Origin of the sequence: Blautia sp. DFI.6.71 (assembly GCF_020593585.1) — a bacterium.
Lineage (GTDB): Bacteria > Bacillota > Clostridia > Lachnospirales > Lachnospiraceae > Blautia_A > Blautia_A wexlerae.
Genome location: NZ_JAJDMJ010000077.1, coordinates 1 through 12,091 on the forward strand (window position 1 = coordinate 1; position 12,091 = coordinate 12,091).

General features: G+C 36.7%; 11 protein-coding genes. 2 read left to right on the plus strand and 9 right to left on the minus strand.

The window, feature by feature from the left end; all coding sequences use genetic code 11:
* Positions 1–542 (plus strand): tetratricopeptide repeat protein (locus tag LJE12_RS18390; RefSeq protein ID WP_227292331.1); only part of this gene is annotated, 542 nt, incomplete at its 5' end.
* Positions 543–878: 336 nt separating this feature from the next.
* Here LJE12_RS18390 and LJE12_RS18395 read toward each other — a convergent pair.
* The 9 genes from LJE12_RS18395 to LJE12_RS18435 form a co-directional block, all read right to left on the minus strand.
* The gene (locus LJE12_RS18395) at positions 879–2,558 is read right to left on the minus strand and encodes an ABC transporter ATP-binding protein (protein ID WP_005428253.1); all 1,680 of its coding nucleotides are present in this window, start codon (positions 2,556–2,558) and stop codon (positions 879–881) included.
* A 25-nt stretch (positions 2,559–2,583) separates the two neighbouring features.
* Positions 2,584–3,678 carry a S8 family serine peptidase gene (locus LJE12_RS18400; RefSeq protein WP_009245400.1) on the minus strand — a complete coding sequence of 365 codons (1,095 nt, stop codon included), beginning with the start codon at positions 3,676–3,678 and terminating at the stop codon, positions 2,584–2,586.
* 115 nt (positions 3,679–3,793) lie between these two features.
* Complete coding sequence (locus tag LJE12_RS18405; RefSeq protein ID WP_005428257.1) at positions 3,794–5,314, minus strand: DUF6034 family protein; 1,521 nt, start codon at positions 5,312–5,314, stop codon at positions 3,794–3,796.
* Positions 5,315–5,777: 463 nt separating this feature from the next.
* On the minus strand, positions 5,778–6,014 hold the full coding sequence (locus tag LJE12_RS18410) for a hypothetical protein (protein WP_005428259.1): 237 nt from the start codon (positions 6,012–6,014) through the stop codon (positions 5,778–5,780).
* 13 nt (positions 6,015–6,027) lie between these two features.
* On the minus strand, positions 6,028–7,077 hold the full coding sequence (locus LJE12_RS18415) for a TIGR04066 family peptide maturation system protein (RefSeq protein WP_005428260.1): 1,050 nt from the start codon (positions 7,075–7,077) through the stop codon (positions 6,028–6,030).
* 10 nt (positions 7,078–7,087) lie between these two features.
* Positions 7,088–8,506, minus strand: coding sequence for a Cys-rich peptide radical SAM maturase CcpM (gene ccpM, locus LJE12_RS18420; protein WP_227227096.1), 1,419 nt, complete (start codon positions 8,504–8,506; stop codon positions 7,088–7,090).
* Positions 8,507–8,524: 18 nt separating this feature from the next.
* Positions 8,525–9,166, minus strand: a complete 642-nt coding sequence (locus LJE12_RS18425; protein WP_009245407.1) for an ABC transporter ATP-binding protein — start codon at positions 9,164–9,166, stop codon at positions 8,525–8,527.
* Positions 9,167–9,178: 12 nt separating this feature from the next.
* The gene (locus LJE12_RS18430; RefSeq protein WP_005428264.1) at positions 9,179–10,072 is read right to left on the minus strand and encodes a hypothetical protein; all 894 of its coding nucleotides are present in this window, start codon (positions 10,070–10,072) and stop codon (positions 9,179–9,181) included.
* Positions 10,065–10,820 carry a hypothetical protein gene (locus LJE12_RS18435; protein WP_005428267.1) on the minus strand — a complete coding sequence of 252 codons (756 nt, stop codon included), beginning with the start codon at positions 10,818–10,820 and terminating at the stop codon, positions 10,065–10,067. Before LJE12_RS18435 ends, LJE12_RS18430 begins: the two co-directional genes overlap by 8 nt.
* 537 nt (positions 10,821–11,357) lie before the next feature.
* On the opposite strand from LJE12_RS18435, the gene LJE12_RS18440 reads away from it, so the two are divergent.
* Positions 11,358–12,091 (plus strand): ParM/StbA family protein (locus LJE12_RS18440; RefSeq protein ID WP_227292333.1); only part of this gene is annotated, 734 nt, incomplete at its 3' end.

Consider the following 12,091-nt stretch of genomic DNA (forward strand, 5'->3'; position numbering starts at 1 on the left):
AAACAGAAAAAGCGATAAAATTAGAAAAAGAAGCACTTGCTCAAATAAAAGAAACCACAAAAGAAAATGCCCACCTGGTTTCCAACCTCCATTCCAATCTTGGAGGGCTTTACCGAATCAACGGACAACTTGATCTCGCTAAAAGGCACATGAAAATGGGTATCTCTCTTTTACAACAATACCAGCTTCTTTATACTAATGACAGTATTCCTCAGATTAATAATTATGCTGTCCTCTTAATTGAAATACAAGAACCTGACCTTGCCCTGTCTGCTCTTCAGAAATTAGCACAGATTATCAAAGAATATAATTCAAACCACTGTTTGGATTATGCCCAGGTACAGGAATCCCTTGGAAGTATCTGCCTGATCACTGCAAATATTTCGCAAGCGAAAACCCATTTTAAAAAAGCCTTGAAAATTTATGAGGATATATGGGCAGACGAACCCGAATTGATTGAAGAAAAATATCAAGCAATTCAAGAATTGTATCCACAAGCTGGAATTGCTCTGGCAAAAAGTATTCTTCTCACCAAGCACTAACGGTTCCTACAAACACTTGTAAAATATATTGCCTCAATAATGTAAACGCCTAGTTTTGAGATACACTCCAAGACTAGGCGCTTGTCCATTTCCATTTTTTCTTAGACATGGAGCGTTTACATAAGGATCACTTTTCTTTTTTTGACACTTTTCGCTCCTCCTATCTCAAATTTTTTATAGTCTAGGTATATTGCCTTCATCAATGCCTGAGAACTTGTAAATATGCTCCTCTGCTTGTTCAATCTGCGATACATTACAATCATCTCGTCATCAACCTACTGTTTGATACAATATGTCAAATGCATAGTGGCTCAGTTCTATTAGAAATTTATATCTCTAACTCCGCACCAATTCTAAAATTCCTTTTGAAAGGCGATATACTTTATCAACACTTTCCAGTTCTTTATACTTATGCGTAATAAAAACGATAGTCTTATTTTTTAATTCACTATGTAATAACTCACGTAAAGCTTCATTTGATTCAACATCAAATCCTTCTGTAGCCTCATCCATAAGTAAAATGTCTGCATTTTTCAGCAGAGCCCTAGCTACAGCTATCTTTTGTCTTTCTCCTCCAGAAAGTTTTGCACCATCTTGTCCAATTTTTTGTCCAAATCCATGATCCAATTTTTCAATAAAACCTAAAGCACCACTTTTTCTACATGCTTCAACAACTGCATCTCTTGACGCCTTTCCATCGATATTAACATTCTCCTCTATAGTCCCTTGGAATAGATATGGTCTTTGGCTTATAACCGCAATTCTATTTCTCATATCTTGTATATCCATCAATTCCACAGGAGCTCCATACAATTTTATTATTCCTTTTTGTGGCCGGTAGAATCCCGCCAAAAGGTTCAAAAGTGTTGATTTGCCACTTCCATTTTCTCCTACGATCGCAATTCGTTCCCCTTTTTTTACACATAGTGAAATACCATTTAAAATAGGGTGTCCTGGTTCATAACCAAAGACAAGATTTTTTACTTCAAAAACCATATCCCTATCTTGATAAATTTTCTCAGGTTTCATTTCACATAATTTCATTTCCAATTCTTCCGGTTGTCCCCATAACTCAAAAAGACGTTTTGCCGATGGCTCAATTTGCGCAAAATAATATTTAATGTTTATCAATGCTGAAATTGGATTTACAACATATGCACTATATGTAATAAAAGCAAATGCTCCGCCTATAGTGAATTCTCCTTTTATTATAAAAAGCCCACTTAATATATATAATAACGCATTTACAACCGTGTCTATTACTACAACACTGACAGTACTATATTCATCTAGCATTGCGTTCTTTTTATATGAATCCATCAAATCTTTTTGCAGACCTTCAAATTGAGATTTTTTTACCTGAAACAGATTCCAGAGCTTCATTTCATGAATTCCATTTATACACTCGGCAAACCAACTCATAAACTTTCGTTTATCCTCAATCCACTGTTCAAACACTTCCCGTTTCTTGTTTGCACAATAGGACACTATTATAAATTTCAGTGGAATAATTGCTTCTATCAATATTGCTAATTTCCAGTCTAATAAGGACAGCCCAACTACTCCTCCTATTATTTGGAGAATTGATGATATAGAAAACTGAGTAATCTGATCCACAACAGATGACACATTATCAATATCCATACCAATTGTATTTATAATCTCTGCACTTCCTCTTTCAGCAAAATACTGTATTTTCATCCTATTGATTTTCCAGTAAGTCTTTTTATAGAGAGAATGTGTAAACTGATTATGTACATTTGAAAATAATTTTGTTTGGATTATATTTAACTCTTGCTGGGTTAAAGAAATTATTATTAATATAACAGAAAATAAAAGAATGTATTTCATGTTTTTCTGCAATATACCACAATCTGTTATTTGTCTTATAAGCAGTGGGTGTATAAACGTTATGAATGATGAACCCAAAAGGCAACAGATAATCCCTGGAAAATACTTTTTATATTCACACAACATTTTACAAATTCGATACCATGTTTTCCCATTTTCTCTCATATCCAATTGCCATCCTCACTATTCGTTAAGCAAAATATTGACAAACAAGCTCATATATATCCTCTATATTGTAAGTTATTCCTATTCGATCTTCTGCATACAATTCATACATATTATTTTTACGCACAATATACATATCTATATCTGATGCCTTACTACTTTCAAATATTTCTTCCTCTTGATTCAAAAGAATAATATCAGGTTCATAAGCTATATATACTGTATAAAGGATATCGTTCAATGACTCATTGGAATCGTCATAATATTCTAAAGGAATTACATTTTCATCTAAAGGATTTTTCTGCAGATTTATTGCGTAATAACCGTTCTGACTAAACATCACTTTTAGCTGTATCATTTCCTCGTAATCTAAATCAATACCGGCAATTACCGGTATCTCTATATTGGTTTTATCCCTTATTACATTTTCTAGTATATCCGGATAATCAGATTTATGCGTTGCTATAGTCATCAAAAAGTCCATAACATCATCAAATCCTGCTGTGGGCTTTCTGTTTAAATATGTAGCAATATGTCCAGTGACAACAGGAGCCGCATAACTATTGGCTTGATTTACGATCCCATTCCACGAAAAATTTGCTATAATAGAATTCTCAATATTATAACCTTTTTGTTCTTGAAACAGAATTTGACCATTTCCCAAAAGACCATAACGATCCTGCCTGACACCAAAAACACCTGGATATGCAGCTGGATAAGTCTTTATATTTCTGTTATGATATGCTGCTACTATAATCGCATCAGCATCAAGTAATCTTTTTATTTGAATCCATAAGGGTTTAATATCAAAATAATTGATTGTTCCAAGACTCATGTGAATTAACTTTATTTTATTTTGAATACACCATTCCAAAGCTTCCAGCAAAACTGTGATCTGTGTTGTTCCTGCAGAGTCAGTCACATTCAAGTCCCATAATTCTATATCACTACATATGCTTGTGATAATTCCGACGCATACAGCGCCATGGAATGATTTATCGTCTTTATACTCACTTGGATCGCATTTAGAAGCCAAAAAAGATTTATGAACAATCCTTTGATTCCTGTTATTTCTCATATGATAAGGTATACCGTTATCAATCAATGCGAGCTTAATCATTTGCACTATTCCTATTCTTACCTGTTATATATCCAAGCCAAATATCGCATATTTATTATTCTCATGATAAACCTTGTAATTCTATGGTCAATAAAAATTCAAGTGTCGCTGAACCCTAATATGCTTCTCCAATCACACTGCCATCATAAGCATTGATCACATAAGAAAGCTCCTGTAGAGAATTTCCACCAATACTTTCCCTGACAGTAAAAATCCATGCTGGAACCAACCATGCGTGTTTCGGCTCCTGATAGGCTGTGGTATAAGTATACTGCAATTTTGCGTTTACCACATCATACTCCAGTGCGGTAGTGTCGTTGGCAGACTGGCCTTTTCCGGAATACCAATAAAAAATCTGATCTGTCAGCTTTGCCTGTATTTTTTCAAAAGGCAGAAGCTTTGTATTTTCCGTCACCGTACAGACTTCTTCCGATATCCCATCCCATTTAAAATATTTAATTCCTTCCTCTGTTATCAGAATAGAGATTGTTTCTACCTGGAACGGAGGCACATAACTATCCACTGTTTCTTCCGCAACCACGCCATCAGGAACTGAAGTAATACCCTCTACACTTTTCGAAAAACAATACAGATATCCCGGTAATCCTCTATCCAGATCTCCCTGCCACAAAGCATCACTACCAAGTCCCAGACCATTGCGCTCTGAACATGCGCCATTCGGGAACCACACGGTACGATCAGAATCTACAAGGCCCATTCCATCGATACCTAAATCCTCTAAAACTTGTTCTGCCTGTTCCTTTCCATCTTCCTCTGTAAAGGTGATCTTGTCCATGCACTTTCGATACGCATCTGCCAGTTCATGAAATTTCTCTGTATAGCCGTTGGTATCCATGCCAAAGCTACTGTAATACTCACTCTGCATTTCCTCAGTTTCTATTGTTTCTTCTTCTATAAAATTAGAACCCTCCATCCAGAGAAAACTACTGTCATTGTCAATTTCCTGATTATACCGCTCTGCTTCTATATATGCCTTCCTGTCCTCGCCCACATCTGCAGTAAAATAATCCTCTGTATCTGTGTTTTCCAATTCAGTACTCATCCAACTCCGTGCCGCTTCCACACCGTGATCCTCTGTTTTTTTTTGAAATTTTATCTCCATCTTTTCCGGTGCAGACGCTTCATCCGGTGCAAGCTCCATCCCCTCTCGGGTTGCGTTTTGAATCCCTGCAATCGATGTAGAATATGCTGATTGCAAGTAACTTCCTTCCTTGCTGGAAATCCTGTCTAACACTTCCTGATACGCATCCTTTGTCACCATCTGTGGCATATATAGTTCCTCACCGTCCGTAAAATAATCAATCAATCCATTCAGTTCTTCCTGCGTTAACTCGTGATTTTGCATCTCTATGACTGGAAGATTGCCAATGCTTTGTTCGCCCAACTTAATATCTGCCTGGATAACCACACGGTCGTTGCTTTTCTTTTCTTCAAATTTCCAATGCGTTGGAACATTTGTCTCTCTCTTTTCTCCTTTTTTAAGAGGTTCACAGACAGCCGCCTCGCTAATCCCATCCACTTTGCTGACTACCGAACTCTCCTCTGGTGTTTCCTGACAGCTGGAAAGAATAATACACAACGCACCTACCATAATTGCTAGAACACTTTTTTTCATTTTTCCTCCATATATCTTATAGAATTGTCGCTTTTTCACGAAACTTCAATTATAAACTCTTTAACTTATAAATACCTTCCTGACACTATTAACGTTTTCGTATATTTTTTAGAAACAGACTACCTTATTTATTTTAATGTATAAGGCAGTCTGTTCTATGTACTAGTAACTATAACTTGTTAGTACATTACGCTATTGTCATTACTAATAACCACTCTTGAAGCATCCGCATTATGCTGAGATAACCAAGTCGCAGCACAATATGAACATGGGCAACCACATCCACAAACGCACCCAAAAGACTCAATCGTGTTCCTGTTTTTCTTCATATTTTTGTTGAGTTTCTTCATACGGTTCTCCTCCTTTCTGTTAAAATAATATCAATATTTCCGCTTCATTGGTGCCAAGAGAAACAGATATATGATATTTCATATTATAATTTCCGGATATAGAATAAACTAATTCAAAATGCTACTTTTCGTATGTGATTTAATTTATCGCATATTGTTTGCAAATTAAACTCATCCACTTTTATATCATCCAGCAATTTTATAATCGGCAAATTATATGTATTCTCTAATTCCATTATCACATATATCCAGCACTCTTCTACTACAGGCAAATCCAATAGATTCTGTTCTGAATTTTCTACTTTTATCATTGTGTATTTCAATATCACATTTTTAATTAGCTCTTCCATCCTATCTCCTCACTTATATTACAAAAATATTATTTGCAAGTTCTTCCAAAATTTTCAAAATTTCTTTTTCAATTTTAGTATCATCAAATATATCAAGGACTTGATATTCAGAATTTTCAGGTATCGCTGGTTTTTCATTCATATCCTCCATGGTATAATACCGTATCTTTTTCCATTCATGATCCGCCTTATAAAATTGTCGTGAAAGAATATATTCTTTCACTGGTGTATTATATTTTCTTAGAACAAAATCGCTTATATTTTTTAATACAGTATAATTCAAATCAGTATACCTATACAAAGCCAAAAAGCCTATATCTACATCCAATGCGTTTGAAATAATCAGAGGTAACTCGCCAAAATAATTTGTTTCATATTTTTCAAATTCCGAAACACCACCAGGGCAACCCACAAGAATCACATCGTACTCCTGTTGTTTTACTTTTGTATGTATCCAATGATTTAAAGCAATAATCTTTTCTGGATAAGACATGAATTTTGAATATAGAAAGCCAGGAAGATTTTCCATTCCTAAAAATCCACCGAGAACGTTAGAGCAAAGTGCCAGTACACGATACCCCTGTTTTTCAATCACCTTTTTAATCTTCACTTGCAATTGGAATTTATCGCAATTTTCGCCCAATCCCATGACTGATATTACCGGAATATCTATTTCTTTTTTATTTGGCGAAACAACTTCATCTGACAATTCACTTTCCTGTAATATACATACTTTATCTCTGTCAATTTGAATCTTATCTAGCAGTGCTAAACCAGCATAAATCTTTTTCCCTGAGTCTAATGCCATTTGCACTCTTTTTTGGTATCCGTCATAACTATATCCCATTGTATTTTCTGAAAAAACAATAGCATCAGCTCGAGTAAGACATTCTTCAAATTCTGTACTACAATATATCGAACTCTTCTTTTGTAATAGTTCAAGCCTACTCCTATCTTCTATATAGCTGGATACCGCAACCACCTGATATAATTTGTTTTCTTTCAATCCCTTGATAAGTATTTCTGTGTCATTATTTAATGGAAACACAACTAATTTTTCCATATGCACTCCTTTATTTTAATACTTGCAAATTTTCATTTCCTTTATATCCAAACTCAACAAGTATACACAATTTATATAGCAATAAAAGTGTACTTTCTTTTGAGTTTTCACATTGCTGTAGCAACATATTTTCTGTTAATATCTGATTATCTTTTGGAATTTGCACCAAACAATATGCACACATTCTCAAATTCCAACATCCTAAACATTTTTCTTTAATCATCTTACCATGGTTAAGTAGGAAACTCATTTTATCAAAATCAAATCCCGAATCCAAACTTCCGATGCACATTTCTGAATCTTCTTCCGAAACTCTTTCACATGGAAAAAATTCACCTTTTGTATCCACAAATAGTCTTCTAACTGCAGGAATGCATGGACCACCATGATGTGTTTTTTTGCCTTCAGCAACATGACTATGTAGCTGTTCATATAATAACTCAATATCTTGCAGTTCTCTTCGCAACAATCGACTTTGTGCATCCCATTTTCGCTTCTCTAATACAGATAAAATCATCTTTATATATGCTAGTCGATGTACTCTGAAATTTTTTTGTGTTATGCGCGACAATGTCTCATCTTTTAAACCAACTGGATTTACATAATTGAAATTCACTGTCCCTGCTTCAAACAGCTCTTCTTCCGAATAAAATCGATATATATTTTCAAGATCTGATGAAGAACTAATAACACAATTAAACAAAACTTTTGAATAGTACTCTTCATTGTAAGCTTTCAGTCTACTCAAATTTTCTAAAATAATGTCAAATGAACCTTTTCCTGTTTTAAATCTTCGATTTATATCGTGACTTTTCTTATCACCATCAAGGCTAATCATAAGATTAAACTCATATTTTACCAAAAATTCTATGACATCTTCTGTCATTAAAGTCCCATTAGTCGTCATAGTAAAAAGAATTTTTTTATCCCCTTTACGTTGTAAAATATAGGAAACACATTTCTTAATCAATTCAAATTCCAGAAGAGGCTCACCCCCATAAAATGATAATGCAAGTTGATCCGCTTTTTCGCTTCTTTTCAAATAAAAGTCTATTGCTTTTTTGGCTGTCTCGAAATCCATCCTATTTGACGTATGGGAACGATTATAGTAGTTTCCAGAATATGCACAATATTTGCATCTCAAATTACACTGCTGAGTTACCTGCAAAATCAGATTGCCCATATAATGTTCTGCCAACAAATGTAAGTTTTCTGTCTCAGGATGCTCAATTTCTTCTATCGCAGTCTCACGCAATAATCCGCTTTTCACAAACCGTCTTAACACTCCATCAGGAACCAATTTTGTCTTTTCCACAGTTTTTAATATCTGATATTCTTCATCATTCACCATAACTACAGAATCCAAAGAACGATCATAAAAATATTTCTGCATTGGTGTTTGAATGCATTTAATTAATACCTTTCCCATATTCTTTCCCCCGTATTTTTATTTTATCTGCGTCAGGACACCTGCATCCATCTCACAGATCGTATCGCAGAGCCATTCGATCTCCAGCATGTTATGTGCTGCGATAAGAATAGTCTTCCCTCGTTCCTTTAATCCCCGCAAAAGCTCGCAGACCTCTCCTGCCCCCTGCTTGTCCAGACCATTAAAAGGCTCGTCCAATATCAAAAGCTCCGGATCTTCCATGATTGCCTGTGCGATACCAAGACGTTCACGCATTCCAAGAGAATACTGTCCTACCTTCTTTTTAGACAGAGGATCAAGCCCTAGGGCACGCATCGTCGCCCTCACATCGTCATCGGAAATACGGTGTTTCAGAGACGCCAGTCTCTTTAAATTCGCAAAACCGCTGAGATCCAGAAAGAAGCCAGGGTTTTCAATGATAATGCCTACGGAATCTGGAAAGTCCAGCTCCTTCCCGATCTGTTTTCCCCCTACGAGCACTGTGCCGCTCTCAGGTTGTAAAAATCCACAGATGCATTTAAACATTACGGTTTTCCCTGAACCGTTAAACCCCATAATCCCATGAATCTTCCCTTTTTCAAAATCATGGGTAATGTTCTTTAATACTTTTTCTTTTTGAAAGGATTTTGTCAGTCCCTTCAACCTGATTGCATATTCCATTTTGCCCTCCATTTATTCGTTTGTCTGCGTAAAAGAGAAATTATAGCCCTTAATTCGGACGGCTGACAAGCCGATCAGCGCTATGATTAATATTGCAAATATGAACATGCTCATCCCGATCCCTGGCAGGTAATCATAACCAAAGCTGTGCATGGGAAAGGTAGCTTGGTTCAACGGAGACAGCCAGCCGCAGAACACGTTCGCCCTATATTCCTGACTTTCTGTAAAATGAAACAGTTTCCGGAAAACATCTGGGTTCAGCAGGAGCCCATACAGACTGACTGCAAAAGCACCGATCACCCCTGCCATATTTCCCGCAGCCAGATTTAAAAACAACATGAGAACTGCGATAAAAAGAGTATATAAAAGTACAAGTCCAAACACTATTGCTGCGCACATATAAGGAGTTGAGCTTTCCATTGTTTTTATGGAAACAGGAACGGTTATGCTCTCCCCACCGCCATAGCCCAACATTGCCGCTGTTTCGCTCCACACATTTCCCGTAAAGGAAAAGGGAGCTCCCATAATTCCAAGCATCACAGCCAAAAAAATATTATAGATCACAGTCGCCAGGATCACATAGATAATCTGACCCGCAAGCCATATCTTCCGTTTTGTGCGTACAAGCCAATACGGAGTTGCCTGACTGATAAATGGCATGTCCGCAAAGAGCAGGATTAAAAGCAGGGAGGACAGCATAACAGAGGATGCATCCCCATATGTCCAAATAAACGGCTCGAATACCTGAAGGATTGTCTCATATTTTATCGCATGGGAAATAATCTGATCCGACAGCATCAGACATAATATAGCTGCCAAAATAAAGGTCATCCAGATCCTCGGACTTTTTTTCCATCCATAGAAATTCTGGCCTGCAATCCAAAAAGCCTGTTTAATATCACGCATACCGCAACCTTCTTTCTATTGCGCACATAAAGATCAGTGCCGTTAAAAAACTTCCAACCGCTAATATAGCAATGCAGAAGATATCATTGTAGTAAATAGACGCCGCCCAATAGCGGGGACTCAGAAAGAATGCTTTTTGATAGTAACGCTCCTGAAATACGGTCAGGACATAATAAAGAATAAAAGGAACGGCATAGGACATATAGCGATTTTTTGTTATGACAGCCGACGTACCGCCAATTAGCGCCCAAAAAGCGCCATTTAAAAACAATCTCAGAAAGCTTACCGCCGTTCTGCCCACAAGCACTGCCATCTCATAATTTCCGTCAATCAGAGAAGGATACTGACCGAACCTCAGTATACAGATTACAAGAAGGAACACCATGGCTAAAAAAGCTGTCAAACCTCCGGAGACCAACAATCCTGCTGCTTTTCCTACGAGATACTGTTTTCTCCCTGAACGGATATAACTGAACAGAAAAAAACGACTGTGCAGCTCAGCCTCCGTATTCTCTCCACCCGCAAAAGCAACGGCAATGGGAACAAACAGAAGCATATTAACGCTGTTCATACAATAGGTGTATGCTACGAACCAGCCTGGTCCTTCTGCAGATCCGCCTGCATTTATGATCTTCTGCAACATCTCATGCTCAGACATCAGGGTAGCCGAAACGATTAGAAAAATCCCCAAAATAAAGCGAATGCTTCGAATATTGTTTTTTATGTCCGTTGCCAACACATTTCTCATACGCTTTTCTCCTCACTTCAAACAGCTATAGACTTGATTTTTTTATTTTTATAAAATCCTAGTTTTTTGCAATAATATCACTATTTGTATAAAACTACACTCCTTATCAAACAACAGTTAAGGACTTGCAAAAACTGTTGTTCCTACTGAAAGCATTGCAACAGCTGTAAAAATTGATAATATTTTAAATTTTCTATTATTCTAAGTTCTACAAATACATAAGCCGCCAGTTAAGTACGATTAGTTTTATTATAATTCAATAAATTCCATCCAACTTTCCACATTTTATTGTACAATTTTACTATTTATATAATAACATGTCAACATTTAATGAACGTTTATAACAAAAAAATGCAGGGCTATAAAAAACTAAAGAAATTGCTCTATTTTACAAAATTATATCCTATTTTTCAATTCCAACTCAATTTTCCCTCAATGTCTTTTTCCTCCAACTTTCGTATGCTTATCTCACAGCAAAGCAGTACCACACCGGTACAGCCTGCTGAATTAATCAATACGAAAATGGAGGTGTTTTTTATGCGAGAACTCAGAAACACAAAAATCATTGCTGTAGATCACGGCTACGGCAACATGAAAACAGCAAATACCGTCACACCAACCGGAATCAAAGCCTATGAAACAGAACCCATCTTCACCGGGAATATTCTGGAATATAACGGCATTTACTACCGGATTGGCGAAGGACACAAAGAATTTATCCCAGATAAAGCTATGGACGAAGAATATTATCTTCTAACTCTCATGGCGATTGCAAGGGAACTGAATGTCTTTTCCATCCGTGAAGCAGACGTTCATCTGGCTGCCGGGCTTCCTCTGACATGGATCAGAAACCAGAGAGAAGATTTCCGTTCCTATCTGCTCCAGAATCCAGAAGTCCATTACCGATTTAACAGCAAAGAGTATCATCTCCGTTTTGTGGGATGCAGCCTTTACCCGCAGGGATATCCGGCTATCGTAAACCGACTTGGAGATTTCAAGGGGACAAATCTTCTTGCAGATATCGGCAACGGAACCATGAACATTCTGTATATCAATAATAAGAAAGCACAGGAAAGCCGGTGCTGGACAGAAAAGTTTGGCGTAAACCAATGCATGATTGCCGCTAAAAACGCTGTTCTGGACAACTTCGGAGTAAAGATTGAAGAATCTACCGTAGAGCAGATTCTGCGGTTTGGAACCGCTGACATTTCAGCGTCTTATCTGGATTGTATTACTGCTGTTGCCAGACAGTATGTCACAGATATTTTTGC

What these genes read in the sequence shown, in the direction of transcription:
- LJE12_RS18400 (WP_009245400.1), bottom strand. Translation starts at nt 3,678, where the DNA reads ATGATTAAGCTCGCATTGATTGATAACGGTATACCTTATCATATGAGA.
- LJE12_RS18405 (WP_005428257.1), bottom strand. Translation starts at nt 5,314, where the DNA reads ATGAAAAAAAGTGTTCTAGCAATTATGGTAGGTGCGTTGTGTATTATT.
- ccpM (WP_227227096.1), bottom strand. Translation starts at nt 8,506, where the DNA reads ATGGGAAAGGTATTAATTAAATGCATTCAAACACCAATGCAGAAATAT.
- LJE12_RS18430 (WP_005428264.1), bottom strand. Translation starts at nt 10,072, where the DNA reads ATGCGTGATATTAAACAGGCTTTTTGGATTGCAGGCCAGAATTTCTAT.
- LJE12_RS18425 (WP_009245407.1), bottom strand. Translation starts at nt 9,166, where the DNA reads ATGGAATATGCAATCAGGTTGAAGGGACTGACAAAATCCTTTCAAAAA.
- LJE12_RS18395 (WP_005428253.1), bottom strand. Translation starts at nt 2,558, where the DNA reads ATGAGAGAAAATGGGAAAACATGGTATCGAATTTGTAAAATGTTGTGT.
- LJE12_RS18415 (WP_005428260.1), bottom strand. Translation starts at nt 7,077, where the DNA reads ATGGAAAAATTAGTTGTGTTTCCATTAAATAATGACACAGAAATACTT.
- LJE12_RS18435 (WP_005428267.1), bottom strand. Translation starts at nt 10,820, where the DNA reads ATGAGAAATGTGTTGGCAACGGACATAAAAAACAATATTCGAAGCATT.
- LJE12_RS18410 (WP_005428259.1), bottom strand. Translation starts at nt 6,014, where the DNA reads ATGGAAGAGCTAATTAAAAATGTGATATTGAAATACACAATGATAAAA.